The 19,004-nt window shown below is 61.9% G+C and carries 19 protein-coding genes and 1 tRNA gene; 11 read left to right on the top strand and 9 right to left on the bottom strand.

Translation table 11 applies throughout. The annotated features are described in order from the left end of the window. Positions 1-21 precede the first annotated feature (21 nt). The gene (locus tag QNO18_RS16010) at positions 22-396 is read left to right on the top strand and encodes a DUF6481 family protein (protein ID WP_283178483.1); all 375 of its coding nucleotides are present in this window, start codon (positions 22-24) and stop codon (positions 394-396) included. 539 nt (positions 397-935) lie between these two features. Here QNO18_RS16010 and QNO18_RS16005 read toward each other — a convergent pair. After that, positions 936-1,190 (bottom strand): DUF982 domain-containing protein, encoded by a 255-nt coding sequence (locus QNO18_RS16005; protein ID WP_283178482.1) that lies wholly within the window; start codon positions 1,188-1,190, stop codon positions 936-938. A 220-nt stretch (positions 1,191-1,410) separates the two neighbouring features. On the opposite strand from QNO18_RS16005, the gene QNO18_RS16000 reads away from it, so the two are divergent. The 7 genes from QNO18_RS16000 to QNO18_RS15970 all read left to right on the top strand — a co-directional run bounded on the left by QNO18_RS16000 (position 1,411) and on the right by QNO18_RS15970 (position 5,714). Beyond that, complete coding sequence (locus tag QNO18_RS16000) at positions 1,411-1,617, top strand: cold-shock protein (RefSeq protein WP_092898656.1); 207 nt, start codon at positions 1,411-1,413, stop codon at positions 1,615-1,617. Between the two features lie 243 nt (positions 1,618-1,860). Then, positions 1,861-2,061: a hypothetical protein gene (locus QNO18_RS15995; RefSeq protein ID WP_283178481.1), complete on the top strand. Its 201-nt coding sequence runs from the start codon at positions 1,861-1,863 to the stop codon at positions 2,059-2,061. A gap of 409 nt (positions 2,062-2,470) precedes the next feature. Beyond that, the gene (locus QNO18_RS15990; protein ID WP_283178480.1) at positions 2,471-3,163 is read left to right on the top strand and encodes an MgtC/SapB family protein; all 693 of its coding nucleotides are present in this window, start codon (positions 2,471-2,473) and stop codon (positions 3,161-3,163) included. A gap of 66 nt (positions 3,164-3,229) precedes the next feature. Continuing rightward, positions 3,230-4,058, top strand: a protein-coding gene (locus QNO18_RS15985) for an IS5 family transposase (protein WP_283178479.1) whose coding sequence is annotated in 2 segments (ribosomal slippage) — positions 3,230-3,577 and positions 3,579-4,058 — 828 coding nt in all. Because the reading frame shifts where the segments join, the coding sequence is not laid out codon by codon here. Next, entirely contained in the window at positions 4,055-4,468 is a 414-nt protein-coding gene (locus tag QNO18_RS15980; RefSeq protein WP_283178478.1) for a hypothetical protein, read from the top strand. Before QNO18_RS15985 ends, QNO18_RS15980 begins: the two co-directional genes overlap by 4 nt. Before the next feature lie 2 nt (positions 4,469-4,470). Beyond that, complete coding sequence (locus QNO18_RS15975) at positions 4,471-4,647, top strand: hypothetical protein (protein ID WP_283178477.1); 177 nt, start codon at positions 4,471-4,473, stop codon at positions 4,645-4,647. Continuing rightward, positions 4,644-5,714, top strand: coding sequence for a tyrosine-type recombinase/integrase (locus tag QNO18_RS15970; protein ID WP_283178476.1), 1,071 nt, complete (start codon positions 4,644-4,646; stop codon positions 5,712-5,714). The genes QNO18_RS15975 and QNO18_RS15970 overlap by 4 nt, the downstream gene beginning before the upstream one ends. A 23-nt stretch (positions 5,715-5,737) precedes the next feature. Here the strand turns inward: QNO18_RS15970 and QNO18_RS15965 are convergent. The 8 genes from QNO18_RS15965 to QNO18_RS15930 form a co-directional block, all read right to left on the bottom strand. Further along, positions 5,738-5,812, bottom strand: a tRNA-Glu gene (locus QNO18_RS15965). Between the two features lie 100 nt (positions 5,813-5,912). After that, positions 5,913-7,661, bottom strand: a complete 1,749-nt coding sequence (recJ, locus tag QNO18_RS15960) for a single-stranded-DNA-specific exonuclease RecJ (RefSeq protein ID WP_283178475.1) — start codon at positions 7,659-7,661, stop codon at positions 5,913-5,915. A gap of 202 nt (positions 7,662-7,863) precedes the next feature. Further along, on the bottom strand, positions 7,864-8,829 hold the full coding sequence (gene glpX, locus QNO18_RS15955; RefSeq protein ID WP_283178474.1) for a class II fructose-bisphosphatase: 966 nt from the start codon (positions 8,827-8,829) through the stop codon (positions 7,864-7,866). 101 nt (positions 8,830-8,930) lie between these two features. Beyond that, a complete protein-coding gene (locus QNO18_RS15950) occupies positions 8,931-10,244 on the bottom strand; it encodes a homoserine dehydrogenase (protein WP_283178473.1) in 1,314 nt (437 codons plus the stop codon). Between the two features lie 74 nt (positions 10,245-10,318). Then, positions 10,319-10,603 (bottom strand): hypothetical protein, encoded by a 285-nt coding sequence (locus QNO18_RS15945; protein WP_283178472.1) that lies wholly within the window; start codon positions 10,601-10,603, stop codon positions 10,319-10,321. A 218-nt stretch (positions 10,604-10,821) separates the two neighbouring features. Continuing rightward, on the bottom strand, positions 10,822-11,415 hold the full coding sequence (locus QNO18_RS15940; RefSeq protein WP_283178471.1) for a hypothetical protein: 594 nt from the start codon (positions 11,413-11,415) through the stop codon (positions 10,822-10,824). A gap of 13 nt (positions 11,416-11,428) precedes the next feature. After that, positions 11,429-12,019, bottom strand: a complete 591-nt coding sequence (locus QNO18_RS15935) for a TadE family protein (RefSeq protein WP_283178470.1) — start codon at positions 12,017-12,019, stop codon at positions 11,429-11,431. Continuing rightward, a complete protein-coding gene (locus QNO18_RS15930; RefSeq protein ID WP_283178469.1) occupies positions 12,016-13,845 on the bottom strand; it encodes a VWA domain-containing protein in 1,830 nt (609 codons plus the stop codon). Before QNO18_RS15930 ends, QNO18_RS15935 begins: the two co-directional genes overlap by 4 nt. Positions 13,846-14,293: 448 nt before the next feature. On the opposite strand from QNO18_RS15930, the gene QNO18_RS15925 reads away from it, so the two are divergent. From QNO18_RS15925 to QNO18_RS15915, 3 genes are all read left to right on the top strand, one after another. Then, positions 14,294-15,727, top strand: coding sequence for a Glu/Leu/Phe/Val dehydrogenase (locus tag QNO18_RS15925; RefSeq protein WP_283178468.1), 1,434 nt, complete (start codon positions 14,294-14,296; stop codon positions 15,725-15,727). A gap of 847 nt (positions 15,728-16,574) precedes the next feature. Continuing rightward, a complete protein-coding gene (locus QNO18_RS15920) occupies positions 16,575-17,825 on the top strand; it encodes a sarcosine oxidase subunit beta family protein (protein ID WP_283178467.1) in 1,251 nt (416 codons plus the stop codon). Positions 17,826-18,461: 636 nt separating this feature from the next. Beyond that, positions 18,462-18,980, top strand: a complete 519-nt coding sequence (locus QNO18_RS15915) for a hypothetical protein (protein WP_283178466.1) — start codon at positions 18,462-18,464, stop codon at positions 18,978-18,980. The last annotated feature ends 24 nt before the right edge of the window (positions 18,981-19,004 follow it).

The raw sequence follows: 19,004 nt of genomic DNA, 5'->3' as shown, positions 1-19,004 counted from the left end.
CCTTCATAAAAATGAGAAAAAATGCGAAATAAAGAGTTCTCTGACCGTCGCGGAAATGCAGCATCTGCCAAAGCTGCGACACTTGAGGCATTTCGGGCCGCGCAAATCGCCGCCGCTCCGGAAAAGGCCGCCAGACTGGCGGAACGTGTCTCTGTTGCGGAGGCTCGCGAGCAGCGCCGCGAGCAGCGCGATCGTACAAAGCTCGAAGAACAACAGAGGCTTGCCGATGAGGCCGCCGCTTCAGAGGCCGCAAAGCGCGCCGCTGAGGTGAGCGAGGTTGTGCTTCGGAAAGCTAATCTGGATGAGCGTATTGCCCGTGTTGTTGCCGATGAAGCAACGCGCAAGTCAGAGCGCGATCTCCGCTATGCGAAGCGCAAGGCCGCTGCTGCCGCCTGATCAATCCATTCAGCTGCGAAAACCAGCCTGGCTCTTCTGTCCGCAGAGCATCTTTGGTCAGGTTTTCAGGTCCGGTTTATTTTCCCTGTGGGCCCTTCGGCGCGGCGATCCTGCCGGGCTGAGGCCTCGCCCAATACTGGCCTCCATCGGTGGCCACGGCAGGGCACGCCGGTAGTCCCGGCTACCGACATAACCCATGGCGATGTCGTCCTCGGTCACGCCGATCATGCGATATTGGAGCCCGGCCTGATCCAGTGGGCACTTTTGGGATCAGCGCCGGACGCAGCCGGGCCTGGGATAGCGGGTAATGACTGCCCGCCCGCCCAAGGATACCGGGATTTCCGTGAGACTCTCTGTCAGGTCGCCATCAACCAGGCACCGGCTACGGGCGCTTCAGTCTCTCTCAGATCACTTAGCGAACCCAATTTGATCCGGATTTAAGCGCATTATTTCCGGAGATCACGTGGTCTGCGGGGCACCCAAACGAAAAAAAACCGCCCCCTGCGTTCAGGGGCGGCTCTGACCTCTCGTTTCAAACCTCAGGCGACGAGGGTTTCTGATCTGAACCCGGCAGAACTGGCTGCCGCAAGGAAGGCCCGCCTGGCGGAGCCAACGCTCCCGAGGCATGCCATGGCGGCCTCGATCCGGGTAAGCGCCGTGGTCCGCGCGTCGTCTTCGACCGGCCAACGCTTGCGAAGCCAGTACCGCGCCTGTTCGATTGTGGTGAATTTCTGAATATCACCTTGGGGGGTGACGGCGATGTGCAGGGGTTTACCCCAGTCTGTTTCTATCATCCTGCTTATATGGAGACTGCCCGGGCTGATTGCAACCGGCCGGTTTCTTCCGAGGGGATGCGGGCAGGAAGATCCGGGATTTGCCACAGGCAAGCTTTTGTGGTAAGAATCGCCTGCATCTACGTTTTTGAACCCTGATCCATTCGGCGCAGTTTTCGATAATCGCTTGTGCCGGGCTGTCACTTCCTGTGGGCGGCATGTATCAGAAAAGGATATCACGATGGCCAATGGCACCGTGAAATGGTTTAACGCAACCAAAGGCTTCGGCTTCATCGCTCCTGAGGGTGGCCGTAAGGACGTGTTCGTTCACGTCACCGCACTGGAACGCGCTGGCATCCGTGGCCTCGACGATGGTCAGGCAGTGACCTTCGACATCGAAGCAGGCCGCGATGGCCGCGAATCGGCGATCAACATCAAGCTCGCCTGATATTTTTTTGATCCGTTCAGTTGTGACGGATCTCCGAGACGAACCACGGCCCATCCTGAAACGGCAATCTGCTCAGCCGAAATCGCCGATCCTGCGCCGGTCTTGCTGGCGTTTACTGCTCGGGCCGAATCGCAAACGCGGTTAAAATGGTGGAAGGTCGGAAGACAGAAAAGACGCCCGGAGGACAATACTCCGGGCGTTTCTGCGTATGGGGCGGACGTTTTCCGCCTGATCTGTCCGCCAATGAGCTGGCAGCTGGCTGCACTGGAGACGTCATTGACCAATTTTTCCCAGAAAACGCCATTCAATCTCGCCGAACATCTGGCCCGCCCGGCGACTCCCGCGGAAATCCAGAGGGCAACGGCGGCCCGCAAGAAGCACAAGGATTTCATGGCAGGTCTTGAGGCCGAGCGAAACAAAGAGGCGCTTCGGCGCAAGGTCTGACCTCAGAATCCCTTAAAGCGAACGGTTTCAATTTCGGGCGGTCCGGCTTTTCGTCCGGGACGCGCTCTGCGGTCGCTGCCGCGCGGCGCTTTCTGTCGGGAGGGCGCATGTTCTGGCGGGGTGCTTTGTCGCCCGTTCGGTCTGACCCTCCCTGGGCCTGTGGATGCCGCGACCAACCTCGCGGCCACAGTCCTGGAACGGGCATCCAGGGACGGCCTGGCCGCAAAACGCAGCGGAAGTTCTGAACGCGGGCGCAGCAGCGTCGAAGGGCCCATCATGCCGCCCAGACCAAGGCGCATAGATCCTCACGGCCCTCGCACAACGTGCCTCCCGGAGGAGGGGGCGTCACAAGCAGGTGACAAGGTGGCGCGTGATGGCGTAACGTTGCCCTCCCCAGAGGGAGCGCCCGATGCCTGCCGATCTGCTTGCCGCTGCTGCCAATATGTCTGTTGCCGTGGCCTGCGGCGCGCTGATCGGAATGGAGCGGCAGATCCGGCAGCGCAAGGCCGGGCTGCGGACCAACGCTCTGGTCGCCCTTGGTGCGGCGGCTTATATGGTGTTTTCAACCCTGATCGACGGCGATATGAGCCCCAGCCGTGTGGCGGCGCAGGTGGTCAGCGGGATCGGCTTTCTGGGTGCCGGGATCATTTTTCGTGACGGGGCCAATGTCCATGGCCTGACCACCGCCGCGACGCTTTGGTGTGCCGCCGCGGTGGGATTGCTCGCGGGCGGCGGCCATTGGGAGTACGCTCTCGTCGCCACGGGGCTGGTGGTTTTCGTGAATTTCGCGCTGCGGCCATTTGTTCAGTGGATGAAGCGTCGGATGGGGGCTGCGGGCGCCGGACATCGGCCATTCACTGTGCGGATTCTGGTGCCGGCGGCGCAGGAGGCGCAGGCCCGCAGCTTGCTTTTGGGTACGCTCGCGCTGAGCGGGCTGCATCTGACGGGGATCGAACTGCGCGAGATGGGCGACGCAGTGGAACTGATTGCCACCGTCAGTGGTGATGCGACTGTCGAAACCCGGCTGGAACAGGCGGTGCAACGCATCGCGGCCGAGCCGGGGCTGTTGCGCCTGCGATGGTCGGCCCCGGAAGAGGGCTAGGTCGTGTTGACCAAAGGGATTCCGCTTGCAGGCGTCCGATGATTCAAGCTCATCTCTACTTGGGAGATGGGCTTGGCGCGCAACCTGATATCCGACTATGAGTGGACCTTCTTCGAGGGCTTCATTCGTGCCGCCCGGCACTCTAACGGGCGGAAACCTGCGGACCATCGTCTTGTTCTCGATGGAATTTCCTGGATCACAAGGACTGGTGCGCCATGGCGTGATCTGCCCAAAGAGTTTGGCAAGTGGTCCTCGGTCTACCGTCAGTTCCGCCGGTGGACTTTGGCGGGATTGTGGGAGGATATCCTGGATGCGCTGAACCACGCTGGGATCGCGCCAGACAAGCTCCAGATGGTCGACAGCACTGTGATCCGCGCTCATCATCATGCGGCGGGCGCAAAAGGGGGACTGCTGACAAGAGGCTCCTGGCCGTTCGAGAGCGTCCGGTGGGAAAACGATCCACTGGATCGTTTTCTGGACCACCTTCCACTTCTCGACCAAGATCCATCTCCGCGTCAACGGCGCAGGCCTCCCGAAGAGGACCGAGATCACGCCGGGGCAGGATTCCGACTACACCGGCTATGATCTGGTGATGGCCGACAACCTGCCGCAGCCAGCAGTTCTGGTCGCAGACAGGGGCTATGACTCTGATAAAATTCGGGAAGACATCGAGAGCCGCAACGCCCTGCCCATGATACCGATGCGAAAGAACCGAAGGGTGCGCAAGGCTGTCGACATGACCATCTATACCCTGCGCAACATGGTCGAGCGCTGCTTCAACAACCTGAAAAACAGCCGCCGCCTTGCAACCCGCTACGATAAAACCGCCGAAAGCTTCCTGGGCTTCGTCGACGTCGCCTGCATCAGGCTCTGGCTCCGCCATTTGTCAACATGACCTACGGTATTGTTCAGATGGCGGTTGCCAATGAGATTGTTAACCGTTTGAAGCCACGAGACTCTAAAGTTGCATTCGATGCTGCAATGAGATTCGCATATATTGGAAATGCCGCTTCTGGATATGTCGGCGATGCTCGCGACTATCGCGATGAGCGAGTGCCCGGCATGCCATTTCACTACAGCCGGGGGCGCACCATCCTCGTGATGCACGAGGCGCGCACAGATGTTGTATTGGAATCAGAGCTGGAATCGCCATTCGCGAACAGCGAGGCGATTGCGGTCTTGATTGATGTATCAGCGATTTTTGATCGGGTCTGCGCCCGTCTGATGCGCATGACCAGCGATAAGGGCTGGCACCCTAATGCAGTTATGGATGCCGCTTATCCAGAGCTTCCGGGAAAGTTCTGAGGATGGCCCATCCCCGCGCAATTCTTAAGCAGTCCGATCTGACCCGATACGCGAAAGCGTTGCGGGCGGCAGGTATTGCAGAATGGCGCGTCGAAGTCTTACCGGGAAAGCATGTCATTATTGCGGGGAAGGTGGACGAAGACACCGCAGGGCCTGATCCCGATGAGTTGCTGAAATGACCCGGCGCAAGAATCCCTATCCCGGCGTTCGCAAGAACATCGTCAAAGGGCGCATCTACTGGAAGTTTGAGGCCGGTGACTTCCGTTGCAACATTCCCGGCCCTTATGGTGGCCCCGAGTTTCTGGCGGCGTATGAAGCTGCCCTGAAAGGCGCGAAGGCCCCGGCGTCGACGACCGAAGCTGGAACCGTCTCCTGGCTGATCGAGCAATATCTTGGCAGCCTCAAGTTTCTGAACCTCTCTCCTTCGCGCAAGCGCAGCATCCGGGGCGAACTGGATTGGCTGCGTGGCACTGCGGGGAAGTATCACTTCGCCCGTCTGGAGGTTCGCCACATCGAGGCGATGATGTCGAAAAAGGCCGGGCCGACAGCCTCCAACACCGTGAAGAAGAACATGGCGATGCTCTTCAACTTTGCGGCCAAGAAGCTCGGCTATACCGGCCCGAACCCCGCGCGATTTGCCGAGAAGATGAAGACGAACCCGGACGGCTACCATACCTGGACGGATGCCGAGGTCGATCTTTTCCTTGCCCGTCACCCGGCGGGATCGAAGGCGCGGCGTGTTCTGCTGCTGGCGCTCAACACTGGCATGTCACGCACGGACCTTTGCCGCGCGGGCTGGCAGCATGTCTCTCATAAGGATGGCAAGGCGCGGATCGGATACAAGCGAGCCAAGACCTCGGTTGCGGCTGATCTGCCGATCCTGCCCGAGCTGGCCGAGGAACTGGCGGAACTTCCGAAAGACCGCCTGCTGTTCATCACGCAGGACGCCAAGCCCATCGGCTACAAGCCCGAGACACTTGGCAACTGGTTCCGTGATCGCTGTGCTGAGGCGAAAGTGCCCGGCTCTCTGCATGGATTACGCAAAGCCGGGGCGACCCGGCTGGCCAACGCACAGGCGACAAACTGGGAAATCGCCTCCTATTTGGCACACGCCGATACAAAGCAGGCTGATGTTTACACCAAGAAGGCGAACCGCTCGAAACTTGCCGACAGTGGGTTCGCCAAGCTGGCTAACGTGTCCAAATTTTCTGATATGTTGGACGTAAAGGCGCTAAATGCTGAGTGATAACAATCTCTTACAGACAGAAGTGGCAGCCCGTAGGGGAGTCGAACCCCTCTTTTCAGGTTGAAAACCTGACGTCCTAACCGATAGACGAACGGGCCACTTTCTTCTTCGCCGCTGTTCTTTTTCATCCCAGCGTCTCTGTGAGGCGGTGTTTAGTCGGCGCTCACAGGATGCACAAGAGGAAAAATAACAAAATTCTCAATCAGCTGCTGCGGCATCCTCCAGACGCAGCTGAACCCTGGATTTTCCGCCCCAGGTGTTGATCTCCAGGCGTCCCGCAAGATGGAACAGCCGGTGACCGCTATTCTCCAGTTGTGGCCCCAACGGGCCGTCAAAAGCGCCAAAAGCCATGATCTCGGGGCCCTGAGCCTGGCCCCGGATGGTGAGCTTCAGATGGGTGGTTCCGATTCTTCTGCCCTGAACTGCAACCGAGGGAATCACAAATCGCGGTGACGGTGCTGAGGCCCCAAAGGGACCGGCCTGCGCGATCTGTTCGACAAATTCGACATTGGCCGCCTCGGGCAAAAGAATGCTGTCGATCCGAAGGGGCTCGGGGCCGGTTCCGCCGGCGCCCTGCCGCGACAGCAACTCGCCGAGTCGCATCATGGCGGGTTCCAGCATGGCGCGGGTCAGGCTGAGCCCTGCAGCCATTTTGTGGCCGCCGCCTTTCTCCAGCAGCCCCTCGGCGGCGATCCGGTGGATCGAGGCACCGAGATCCACCCCCGGCACGGAGCGGGCAGAACCCTTGCCGTGATCTCCGTCGAAGCCGATCACCACAGCCGGCCGGCCGGTCGCCTCTTTCAGCCGGGCGGCGACGATGCCGACGACGCCGGGATGCCAGCCATCACCTGCGGCCCAGACCAGCGGCCCCTCGGTGCCGCGCGCCTCGGCCTGCGCGAGGGCCTCCTCACGCACCCGGTCGGTGATCTCGCGACGTTCCGTGTTCAGATCATCGAGCCGCCTGGCCAGAGCCAGAGCCTCGGTCTCGCTGGCGGTCGCAAGCAGCCTTGCGCCAAGATCCGCCTCGCCAATCCGCCCACCGGCATTGATCCGCGGGCCCAGCAGAAAGCCGAGCGCATAGGCCGTCGGCGCCTGATCCATGCGGGCAATATCGGCAAGCGCGCGCAGGCCCACCCTGTCGCGTCGCGCCATCACCCGGAGGCCCTGGCGGACAAAGGCACGGTTCACGCCCGTCAAGGGCGCAACATCCGCCACGGTTGCGAGGGCTACGAGATCAAGAAACCCCATAAGATCCGGGCCCTTGTGGCCTGCGTCCCGCAACTGGCGCCCGGCTTCGACCAGCATGAGGAAGACGACCGCTGCGGCGCAGAGATGGGCAAGGCTGCCATCCTCATCCTGGCGGTTCGGGTTCACCACCGCGAGTGCCTCCGGCAGGGTTTCGGCTCCAAGGTGGTGATCGAGGATCACAACATCGGCGGGCCGGGCAGCGGCCACAGGATCATGGCTCAGCGTGCCGCAATCGACGCAGATGATCAGAGAATGCTCGCGCGCGAGCGCCTGCATCGCGGGCACATTAGGCCCATACCCCTCGTCGATGCGGTCGGGAATGTAGAGGGTCGCCTGATGCCCCATTTCGCGCAGCCAGATCAGGAGCAGCGCCGCCGAAGACCCGCCATCGACATCATAATCGGCGAAAATCGCGATTCTCTCGCGCCGCTCAAGTGCGGTCAGAAATCTCGCTGCCGCTTTCTCCATATCCTTCAGCCGGCGTGGATCGGGCAGGAGATCCCGCAGTTGCGGATTGAGAAAGGCCTGGACATCTTCGGCGGCAACGCCCCGGGCGGTCAGAATGCGACAAAGCGGCAATGGCAGGCGGGTCTGTTGCCCCATCGCCTCGGCAAGCCGTTCTGCGCCTGCGTCAGGTCCAACCCAGCGACGCCCGTTCAGAGAGGCCGCGACACCCAGAAATGCATGATCTTGTGACATGCCTCATGGCTGGCGGAAAACGGGGCCGGGTTCAAGGGCGTTCCGGGAGATCCTGCCATGCCGGTCGTCTCCGGTGAGGCGGCGAGTGCCTCCGTTGGGGATATTTAAGGACAGAAAATGTAAAAAGTTTCATTTTCTGTCTCAAAATATCACGGGGGTTCTCCCGCAGGGAGAGGGGGGACCGGGCCCCCTTTGAGCCCGCCTACCGCAGCGGGCTGCGATAGGACATGCGCCGCACCGACCCGGTTTTTGACCGCATCAGGATCGTCTCGGTCGTCACCCAGCCCGGTTCGCGCTTGATGCCCGAAAGGAGCGAGCCCGAGGTCACGCCGGTCGCCGCAAAAATCACATCGGCGCGCACGAGGTCATCACGCGTATAGACGCGGTCGAAATTGGTGATACCGGCCTTGCTGGCGCGGGATTTTTCATCCTCGTTGCGGAAGAGGAGCTTGCCGAAGAACTGCCCGCCCATGCATTTCAGCGCGGCGGCGGCCAGCACACCTTCGGGTGCGCCACCCGACCCCATATAGATGTCGATGCCGGTCACTTCCGGTTCGGCGCAATGCATGACGCCGGCCACATCGCCATCGGTGATCAGCCGGATCGAGGCGCCGGTCGACCGGATTTCCTCGATCAGGGCTTCATGGCGCGGGCGCTCCAGCACGCAGGCGGTGATGTCTTCGGTCGAGACGCCTTTCGACGCCGCGAGCGCCGAGATCCGCTCGGAGGGCGACATATCCATCGTCACCACGCCGGGGCGGTAGCCAGGGCCGACCGCCAGCTTTTCCATATAGACGTCGGGCGCATGCAGCAGGGTGCCGCGCGGTGCCATGGCGATCACGGTCAGCGCGTTCGGCATGTCTTTTGCGGTCAGCGTGGTGCCTTCCAGCGGGTCGAGCGCGATATCCATTTCCGGCCCGTTCCCGGTGCCGACCTCTTCGCCGATGAACAGCATCGGCGCCTCGTCGCGTTCGCCTTCGCCGATCACCACGACGCCTTTAATATCAAGCGTATTCAGCTGATCGCGCATCGCATTGACCGCAGCCTGGTCGGCGGCTTTTTCGTCGCCGCGCCCGATCAGATGGGCCGAGGCCAAAGCGGCGGCCTCTGAAACGCGGGCAAGGCCCAGTGAGAGCATACGGTCCTGGAACTGAGCCTGATCGGCCATTTTGCGGATATCCCTGATGGCGTGGAGTTAACCCGAGGCTTAGCCGCCACCGCCGCCTGCCGCAAGCGCGGTAGCGCTAAAGCGGAGGCGGCGGCGTATTTTCAGACTTCTTCGATGCGGATCGCGACGGGGGTCCCGACCAGGACGCCGGTCACGTTGAACTGCGTCAGCGCATGGCTCACATCGGCAGGGGCCGCCTTATGGGTGACGATCAGCACAATCGCATCGCCGTCATCGGCATCGGGCTGGTTGATCTGGCGCATCTGGTCGATGGAGATCCCGGCTTCGCCAAGGCAGGTTGCGACCTTGGCCAGCGCACCGGGTTTGTCCTGGAGCCGCATCCTGAGGTAATAGGGCGCGGGCGTTGCCGAACGTGCCGCCACCGGATCGGTCAGCTGCCCGGCGGGGATGCCGAAGACCGGCCGGCGGTAGCCGCGCGCGATATCGATCACATCGCCCATCACCGCGCTTGCGGTCGGGCCTTCGCCGGCACCGGCGCCGCGCATCACGATCTGGCCGACCGCATCGCCTTCGAGCACGACCATATTGGTGCCGCCCTGGAGCTGGCCGAGCGGGCTTTCCGCCGGCACGAGGCACGGGGTCATGCGCTGTTCCAGGCCGCGCCCGGTCATCTGCGCCACGCCCAGCAGCTTGATATGATAGCCCATATCATCGGCGAGGTTGATGTCGTCGATCGAGACATTGCCGATCCCCTCCAGCTCGACCTTGTCAAAGCTGACACGGGTGCCGAAGGCGATGGCAGCCAGGAGCGAGAGTTTATGCCCGGCGTCGATCCCTCCGACATCGAGGTTCGGATCGGCTTCGAGATAGCCCAGCTGGCGGGCTTCCTCGAACACGGTCTCATAGGGCAGGCCAGCCGATTGCATCCGGGTCAGGATGTAATTGCAGGTGCCGTTCATCACGCCCATGACGCGTTTGATGCGGTTGCCGGCAAGGCCCTCGGTCAGCGCTTTGATCACGGGGATACCCCCGGCGACAGCCGCCTCAAACCGCAACGCAGCACCGGTTTTTTCGGCCAGTTCCGCCAGCGCCTGGCCATGATGCGCGAGCAGCGCCTTATTCGCGGTCACCACATGTTTGCCAAGCGCCAGCGCGGCTTCGGTCGCGTCTTTCGCCGCGCCTTCATGACCGCCCATCACCTCGATGAAAACATCGACATCATCGCGTTTTGCCAGCTGAACGGGGTCGGTCTCCCAGGCATAGCCCGAGAGATCGGCATCGCGGTTTTTCTTTGGGTCACGGGCTGAAACGGCGGTGATCACCAGCGGGCGCCCGCCGCGTGCGGCGAGGGTTTCGGCCTCGCGCCGGATGATTTTCACCACACCGATGCCGACAGTGCCGAGGCCGGCAATCCCAAGGCGGAGGGGTCCGGTTTCAGACGGCGTGCTCGACATGGGAGGCCTCATATTGCTGTTCCGCCCAGGGTGTTAGCCCAAGGCCTTGCCGGGCGCAACGGCGGCGATAGGGCTCAGGCCCGGCCTGCCGCGATGGCCGCGGCCAGGCGGGCACGGGTGGCCGGGTCAAGCACCGGTCCCTGCATCAGCCTGGCGCGGTTTTGCAGCCGGGCGGCGCGGGCGGCCAGGGCCTCGCCGGTTGAGGCCGAGATGCGCCCGGATGGCGCCTGCGCCATCACCTCGTCCATCGGCAAAAGCGAGGGCGGTGCGCCGGAGGCATCGGGCAGGGGGCCGATCTCGGGGAAGGGCGCGCAGCCCAGAAGCGCGATGAGCGGAAGAAGGATCGGAAGGCGTGTCATCTGCGGGCTTGCCTGGCGGGTGAAGAGGAGGGCGGATGAAGGGGAAGGCGGGTGAGGGAGGCGCGGGCGCACGCGCCGGATCTGTGGCGGACACTAACCCGACTGCGCGCCCCGCGAAAGCCCGCCTGCCACATTCGCCGACGGGGCAAGCGAAGATGCGAAAGGCCGCGCGTGGATGCGCGCGGCCTTTCGCAGAGACAGAGCGGGCCCGACGCCTTTCAGCTCGCCGCGCTCTCGCAGGGGGTCATGTTTTCGCTCAGGCAGACACTGAGGTAGAAGCGCGGCTTCGTCACGATGAAATTGCGGAAGTCTGACACTGGTATGCCGACATCGAAGGCCGGATAGTATTTGGTCCAGGTCTCAAGGATAACGGTCGACTCGCCGGAATTCATCACCGGGATCAGATGGCGGAGGTCGTTGTTCACGTCACTCGCTGTCAGCGGGGTCTTCTTTCCATTGGGCGAGCGCGAGAATATCAGGGAATATCTGCCGGTTTCTCTGATCTCGTCATAGGTCCATCTGACCGATGTGATGCGCATCGAGATGACGTTCGGGCGCTCCATCAGCCCCTCCATTACGGTTTCCATGCCGTTGATGAAGTTCATGTCCACCTCCTTCTGACGCGAGACCAGATCGGCCACGGCATAGGCGGCTTTCTGGCCCTCGTTGATGGTACGCCAGGTATCCCACCAGACCACCAGGGCCATAATGGTCCAGGTCATCAGGGGCAGCACAATGAGGAATTCGGTCATGATGACACCGGATTCGTCCCTGGCGAACTGCCGCAATTTTTTACGGGACAGGAAAAACATTACGCGCATCTCCTCAGATCGGTTCGGTCACAACGACCGTTGCGCTGGCCAGTTCATATTTTCCGGTGGCCGAGTCCTTGGTCAGACGCATCGAGAAATAGGTCGAAGGGAAAATTGGATCCTCAAGCGCGCAGACGCGGATCAGCATGATCCGGTTCTGGTCATGAGCCTCGTCCGGAACCGTGCCGGGAATCGGCGAGACCAGGGGATCGTTGCGGTCGCCACAGAACACCCGAAGCTGGCCGGTCCGGGGATCAAAGCGCGACGGAAGGGTCCAGGGCGTGGTGCTTGTGTTGACCGGCTCGATCCAGACCTTCAGGTTGTTCTTGCAATCCGCCACGGCAAGCGTGAACCGGCAGACCCGGTCCCGGATCTGTTCCGCATTCATACTCCGCGTATGGCCAAGCCGGTAATCGCGGATCGCGATATCGAGACCACGTTCAAGCATGGCGCTGCGCACCATGAAAAGGCCGGCCTCCATCGAGGCCATGAAAAGCATCAGCAGGACCGGCAGGCAGAAGGCGAGTTCGATCGAGGCCACGCCGTCTTCGCGACGCCAGAGACGACGCAGGCGACGACCGAGAGAAAAGGACCTGGATTTCATTGCGTCAGCTTCAATTGGCTAAGATTGGTTGCGATCAGGCGGAACGCATCCTGGATCTTCGCTGTTTCGGTTACGTCGAAGTAATAGGTCGAAGCGGGGGTAGATGTGCAGCTCTGGATGGCGGCCTTGCCGGCATTGGGGGCCTGAAAGGCGATGCCATAAACAAGGACGCCGGCATTGCGGGCTGCGGTGCAGTTGGAGGCCAGACGGCGGTTCATCGTCGCTGCATCGGCATAGGTCGTGTAGAGGGTGCTGCGCACACCGGTATAGACGTTGTTGCGGTTGGTGCTGTTGTTGGCCCCCAGCGGGCGGCCGAAGAACTGGCGTACCGCATAGTTCATCCTGACGGACGCCCAGACCTCCTGCCAGGTTGCGATATAGGCCGGGTCAGCGGGCCTCACGACCCGGGTCGGATTGAAGCATCCGGTATCTGTCAGACCGAGCGGACGGTTCTGCCACGATCCCGTTGATGGCACCCAGAAAGGCTTGCTGTTACAGACATTTGATCCCACCTTGCTTTCAAAGAAGACGGACCATTCGCCTGCGGTTGAACGCCAGATCGTCGCGGTATCCGTTGAATCGGTCCTGGCGCCATTGGGGCGATAGGAAAAGCGGATGGTCGCCGGGCCGGTCTTATAGCCATCGGCGATGCGGTTATGGGCCACATGCTCGCCATCGGTCATCAGAACGATCACTTTCAGCGCATCCTCATCGACAGAGCTTGCGCTGTTATATGCAAAGGGACGGCCGTCCATATCGTCGTCCATCACGCGGCGAAAGATCAGGGAATCGTAGACGTCGCGCGCGGCCGGATCCAACAGGGCGGTGGCCCAACGCATTCCCAGCAGGATCGAGGTATTGCCGCTGGCCTGCAACGCCTGGATCCCGGCTTTCGCCCTGGTGATGCTCTTGGTCGGCAGCGTGATCTCTGTTGTGGTGCTCGGATTGCACCAGCGCTTTGCGGCGGTGTTCTCGACCGTGGCTTCGCCGGATGTCCGCCAGTTGAAATAGCTGTCATTGGCCGACGATGTGTTTTCTGTATCCGCCGCAGTCATCAGCGGCATCTCCAGGGATGTGGACAGGGCCAGCGTCTGGAAGATGTTGTCCCTGTCGGTCCCGATCGGGAGCTCGACGCAGTTCGAATGCCGGACCCCGTGCAGATCGCTGATATTGTAGCGCGCCCGCAATTCATCGCCGAGGTTCACCTGGGCGTTATAGGGGATCACGCCGATCGAGATGCGGTTCTCGTCATCCGTGGCCTTCACCTGGTCGATGAAATCCGCCGCAGCCACGCGCAGGTTGTTGATCTTGGCACCTGCCATCGAACCCGACACGTCGAGCACCAGCATGATCTCGATATCGGTGATCTTCTGCTCTGCCACCGAAGTGTTCACGGCCTCGAGGGTTGGAATATTCATGAGATTCATGAAAATGTTATGCGACAGCACATCGGCGCGCGCTTCGACCACGCGGTAATTCATACCGTCATCGAGACGCACATAGGTAAGATTGTCGGGCAGGCCCGCCTTCCTGAAATAGTCGGCGACGATAAACCGCGCTCTCGCTTCGCGCGTGGTAGATACGTCGTCGGTCCTGAGGGCCGAGTTCATATTGGCAACCGCCAGTGTTGCCCGGTCGAGCGTATTCTGGACCGCGACACGCTGGGTCTCGAAGCGCATCACATCGACAGCGATGCCACCAAGAAGGATCATGAGGAAGAAGAAGAACACCATGATTGTCCCGATGGAGCCGCGCTCTTCCAGCGTGAATCTCTGCATCTGGCGCGAGAGGCGCACGGACAGGTCTTCAAATGCCTTCTTCTTCATATACATACGTCCCTGTAGCCCCGGCGCGCGCATCAGCCCGGATCAAATACCACCAAAAGTTCATCCTCCCGGCCGCTGCTACTGTCCAGCGGGACATAACAGCGGATTCCGGGCGCGCTGACCCAAGGTGAAACTGCTTCAATGATCAGGCTGAAATGTGGCGGAGCTTCGTTCCGGCCCGGGTTTTCCGGTGGCAAAGAAACGATGTTCCTGCCCAAATTTGGATTGTGCGGAGAGAGAGAACAGCGCCGCACAACCTGAGAAAGGTTTTTCGCGCATTAACCTTTAACAAACACCTGCTGATACGAATCACATTGACGAAAAGACGCTGCAACCAGTCCAGGTCTGACTGTTTTTTGATCATTCTGGCCCTTGGGTCAGGCGGAAAGAGCGGTCACCTTGTGATAACATGGCGGGAAGCCATGGCACACCCTGGAGGAAGATGAAGATGCTGCAGACCGCCGACGAGCCGAGCTTTCGCGATTCCGTCGATCTGATGTTCAGCCGCGCGGTGCGGCTGATGGATCTTTCTCCGGGGCTGGAGCAGAAAATCCGGGTCTGCAACTCGACCTATACGGTGCGTTTCGGTGTGCGGCTGCGCGGCAAGATCGAGACATTCACCGGCTATCGCTCGGTCCATTCCGAACATATGGAACCTGTGAAGGGCGGCATCCGCTACGCGCTTTCTGTCCACCAGGACGAGGTCGAGGCGCTGGCGGCGCTGATGACCTATAAATGCGCCCTGGTCGAGACGCCGTTCGGCGGATCGAAAGGCGGGCTCTGCGTCGATCCGCGCCAGTGGGAAGAGCATGAACTGGAGCTGATCACCCGCCGTTTCGCCTATGAGCTGATCAAGCGCGACCTGATCCATCCGGCACAGAACGTGCCGGCGCCTGACATGGGCACGGGCGAGCGTGAGATGGCCTGGATCGCCGACCAATATGCGCGGATGAACACAACCGATATCAACGCCAAGGCCTGCGTCACCGGCAAGCCCCCCCATGCCGGCGGCATCCAGGGCCGGGTCGAGGCGACGGGGCGCGGCGTGCAATATGCTTTGCGCGAATTTTTCCGCCATCCGGGCGATGTGGCACTGACCGGGCTGAAAGGCGGCCTCCAGGGCAAGACCGTGATCGTCCAGGGGCTTGGCAATGTAGGCTATCACGCGGCGAAATTCCTCTCGGGCGAGGATGGCTGCAAGATCATCGGCATCATCGAACGCGATGGCGCGCTGACCGATGAAAAGGGCCTTGATGTCGATGCGGTGCGCGACTGGATCGCCCGCAATGGCGGGGTAAAGGGCTTCCCCGGCGGCAATTTCATCGAGGATGGCGCCTCCGTGCTGGAAGCCGCATGCGATATCCTGATCCCTGCCGCGATGGAGGGGGTGATCAACAAGTCGAATGCCGACCGCATCCGCGCGCCGCTGATCATCGAGGCGGCGAATGGCCCGATCACCTTTGGCGGCGACGAGATCCTGCGCCATAAGGGTAAGATCATCATCCCCGATATGTATGCCAATGCCGGTGGTGTGACGGTCAGCTATTTCGAATGGGTGAAAAACCTTTCGCATATCCGCTTCGGCCGGATGCAGCGCCGGGCGGAAGAGGCGCGCTCGCGCCTCCTGGTCGAGGAACTGGAGCAGCTCTCGGCTGACAAAGGCCTTGGCTGGACGCTGTCGGATGACTTCAAAGAGCGCTTCCTGACCGGCTCGGACGAGCTGGCCCTGGTGCGTTCGGGTCTCGATGACACGATGCGCACCGCCTATCAGTCAATGCGCGAGGTCTGGCATGGCCGCGATGATGTCGAGGATCTGCGCACCGCCGCCTATATCGTTGCCATTGACCGCGTGGCCAAGACCTACCGGTCAAAGGGACTCTGACCGGGTTCTGACCGGGCTCTGACGGATCTCTGACAGTGGGGCCGGGCATCACGCCCGGCTCTTTTTCGTTGTTCTGGCGCTACATGGTCCCCGGGACCTGTTGTGATCGCGGGGGCAGGGCGAAGGCATTGCTGACTGCGGATGTCGGCAAGGGCCTCCAGCAATCCGGCGCTGCTGATATGCCAGCGACAGAGGTCGCCTGATCGCGACCATCAGCCCCGGACCTCTGGTATCTGGCAGGATCCTGAACCCGATCATGCTCCGGGTGAAGGCAATCTGGTGGCGGCATTCATGGAGGCTTTGCTGAATGGCCTCGGCGTGTTTTGCAGGCTCTCCCCGGCAGATCAGCCATAGTCAGGCCCGATGACGCAGACCTTATCCGCTGCGGCGACCGGTTTGCGTGCTGCGGGCGGCGACTGCCACTGACTTTCATCCTGCGCCAGCGTGAGATTCCGTCCGGACATCATCAGCCGACCTGGCACATCGCCGACCGGTCTGTGCCGGGCGGTGAGCCTCGCATCAGAGGGGATGCCAGCATTGCTGTCGGCTTCAATCATAACCTGGTTGCCGCCGGGCAGCAGTGTGGGCAGAAACTGGCGTAGCGATCAGAAAAGCGGCCCGGGCGCTGCAAAGCAAGGCGGCGCCAGACAATTGCGATCCCGGTTCCGGTCCATGGCAGAATTCCGGCTTAGCCGCCGTCCCGCTCCCGGTCTGGCAGGGGGAAACGCCCCGGGCCGCGCCTCTCGTCCGGCAAAACCGGGCGTTGCCCGCCACCACGCCCGAGCCCGGGCGTTGTAATTCTGTCGGCTTCGCTGTCTGATAGGGGCAGAGATTCCCGAGGTGTCTGATGCGTTACTCCGGCTGGAAAGTCATTCTTGAGGGGCTGCGCGGCAATCGCGGCTGGAAGCCGGTCTGGCGCCAGCCCGAGCCAAAGCCGCATTATGACGCTGTGATCATCGGCGGCGGCGGTCACGGGCTGGCAACCGCGTATTATCTCGCGAAAAACCACGGCATGACCAATATTGCGGTGCTGGAAAAAGGCTATCTCGGCGGCGGTAATATCGGGCGCAACACCACCATCGTGCGCGCGAATTACTTTCTGCCCGGCAATTCCGAATTCTACTCGCACAGCCTGAAGCTCTGGGAGGGGCTGGAGGCCGATCTCAATTACAACGTGATGCACAGCCAGCGCGGGCTGATCAATCTCTTCCATTCCGACGGCCAGCGCGATGCTTTCGTGCGGCGCGGCAATGCCATGATCAACCAGGGCGATGATGCGGTGCTGCTGGACCAGGACGGCGTGCGCGAAATGCTGCCTTACCTTGATTTCGAACAGACCCGCTTTCCGATCTATGGCGGGCTCTTGCATCCGCGGGGCGGCACCGCCCGCCACGATGCTGTTGCCTGGGGCTATGCCCGCGCCGCCGACCGGCGCGGCGTCGATCTGATCCAGAATTGCGAAGTGACGGGCATCGATGTCGAGGGCGGAAAGGTGCGCGGCGTCCAGACCACGCGAGGTGTGATCCGCGCCGATAAGGTTGCGATCATCACGGCGGGGCGGTCGGGGCAGGTGGCGGCGATGGCCGGGATGCGGCTGCCGGTGGAGAGCCATATCCTCCAGGCCTTTGTGACCGAGGGGCTTAAGCCGGTGATCGATCATGTGATCAGTTTCGGCATGGGGCATTTCTACATCAGCCAGTCCGATAAGGGCGGGCTGGTCTTTGGCGGCGACCTGGATTTCTACAGCTCATATGCGCAGCGCGGCAATCTGCCGATGGTCGAACATGTGATGGAGGCCGGTATGACGCTGATGCCGATGATCGGGCGGGCAAAGGTCCTCAGGTCCTGGGGCGGTGTGATGGATATGACGCCCGACGGCTCGCCGATCATCGATAAAACCCATATCGACGGGCTGTTCCTAGATTGTGGCTGGAACTATGGCGGCTTTAAAGCGGTGCCGGCTTCGGGCTGGTGTATGGCGCATCTGATGGCCACCGGCGAAAGCCATGCGCTCGCCCGCCGCTTCCGTCTGAACCGTTTCGCGACCGGGCATCTCCTCGATGAGGAAGGCACCGGCAGCCAGCATAACCTGCATTGACGGAGCGCCTGCATAAGATCGCCGCCCTTTTACCGGCGATGGTGGCAAGCCCGGCTCTGGCGCGGGCCCGCGCGGATATTTGCCCGGGCAAAGTTCGGCCAGCCCCGGCACTGCCGCTGGCGCGTCCGGCAGGATTTCAGCTTCGCCCGGCGATGGCTGAAACCTTTCCCAAAGTAATACGGTCGCGTGATCAGGCAGGCCCCGTCTGGCCCGTCCGGTCGCGGAAGCGCGGGTCAGAGCCGCGTTTGCAGGACGCCAGCTGCGCCGCATCGTCGGGCCTTGTGCATACGCGCGCTGCGCCGGACTGTCTGATCAGGCCGGCAGTCTCTGTCCCTTCGCGGCCCGAAAGAGGCGCGTTTAACGCAGCGCCCAGCGATCCCTCCAGGTCCGCGGCCATTGCCAGGGGGGGCCGAAGGCGCCTGAACCCGCGCCTCTTCCGGGGCAGCCCGGGCAGGGCCGCATGCGATGGCGGCAGCGTCACCAGCCGGAGCTTTGAGGAATTCGCCCTTAGGATGTCCCTCGATTGCTTCGCGCTCCGGGACCGAGCGGGCTGCAGGCCGGTCCAGGATCTCGCAGAAACTGAAGGAACCCACCCGTCCCGCGCCGTTCCCGCGACCTGTAAAGGAGTTGACTGACATGCGCCTTCTGACCGGTCTTACCCTTGCCGCCCTGTTCGCAACCTCTGCTCTGACGCAGGCCGAGGCCCGGATCCCGCAGGGCTGCTTTGCCCGTGACTATACGGCGGACCACCTCGCAAAGACCCCAAGGCAACATATCGCCTCGCTGCGGATCAGCCTCGGCCCCGACCCCTGGGGTAATGGATTTATCTCCGCCATCGTGACCGGCCGCTTCAGTGACCAGGGCCGTGCCCGCAGCGAAGGGTTCTCTGACCGCAGCTTCCGCCAGGCCGCCTTTTGCGGCGAGACCGGCGGCAAAACCACCTGCCAGGTCGAATGCGATGGCGGCAGTTTCACCATCCGCAGCGCCAGAGGCGACAGTCTCGAAATTGAGACCAGCAGTTTCACGCTGGAGGTCCCTGGTGCCGGGGCCGAAGAAGGCTGCGGCGGGCTCAGCGATCTGGCTGAGACCGGCAGCGCCAAAACCACCTACCGCCTGACCCGCGCGCCGGCCTCTGCCTGCCCGCCCTGGGAGTAAACCGATGCCGCGCCGTTCATTTTC

It is taken from the genome of Gemmobacter sp. 24YEA27, assembly GCF_030052995.1.
Lineage (GTDB): Bacteria > Pseudomonadota > Alphaproteobacteria > Rhodobacterales > Rhodobacteraceae > Pseudogemmobacter.
This window is presented reverse-complemented; position numbering and strand designations above follow the sequence as displayed.